The sequence below is a fragment of the Agrobacterium sp. DE0009 genome (assembly GCF_007680755.1).
Lineage (GTDB): Bacteria > Pseudomonadota > Alphaproteobacteria > Rhizobiales > Rhizobiaceae > Agrobacterium > Agrobacterium tumefaciens_B.
The window spans coordinates 1-741 of sequence record NZ_VEIU01000034.1; the positions used below are offsets into that span (position 1 = coordinate 1).

1 rRNA gene is annotated in these 741 nt (G+C 53.4%); it reads right to left on the reverse strand.

What is annotated here, in order from left to right:
* Positions 1–510, reverse strand: a 23S ribosomal RNA gene (locus FS804_RS24685); the annotation flags it as partial.
* Positions 511–741: the final 231 nt, after the last annotated feature.

Here is a 741-nt window from a genome sequence, read left to right on the forward strand (position 1 = left end):
CCTTTCCTGCAGGTACTTAGATGTTTCAGTTCCCTGCGTTCGCTTCTTACACCCTATGTATTCAGGTGCAGATACCTCATCGCGATATCTAGAAACCTCTTTCGCTGAACCCTTGAACCCGGTATCGCCGGGTTTTCTTTTGTCTTCACGCTGTCGCGGCCAAAGGCCGCTGCGCTCCAGACGGGGCGGCCAAACGTGGCCGACGCGCTACCGCGCTGTATCGCTGCCAAACTCAAGATCGAGCAAGGCACCAGTACAGGCCGATAGGCCGTCGGCGGGCGTCCGCCGCGCCATCGCAGCGCCAGCACTTCCAAAGGAAGTGCGGTACGGCGCGTGAGATCAAAAAGTTCAGCAAAACAGATTTTCTAGATATCTGAGGTGGGTTGCCCCATTCGGAGATCCATGGATCAAAGCTTATTCGCAGCTCCCCACGGCTTTTCGCAGCGTATCACGTCCTTCTTCGCCTGTGCATGCCAAGGCATCCACCAAATGCCCTTAATTCACTTCTTCGTTCTCATTGTCTATGCTCATCCATATTTGCTTGATTTGGAATTCCTATCCTCCTCGCTTGCGCTCGAAGGGGTTCCAAATCCGGCCATACGGTCACCTCTCGGTAGCCGCTAACCAGCAAAATCTGATTACCTTTTACAATCAGATCGTTCTTGATGACATCGACGTGTCGGTATGGTCTTCATTGAGGGCACGCCGGTGCACCTCGAAGCCATACCATTAAGACCAGCT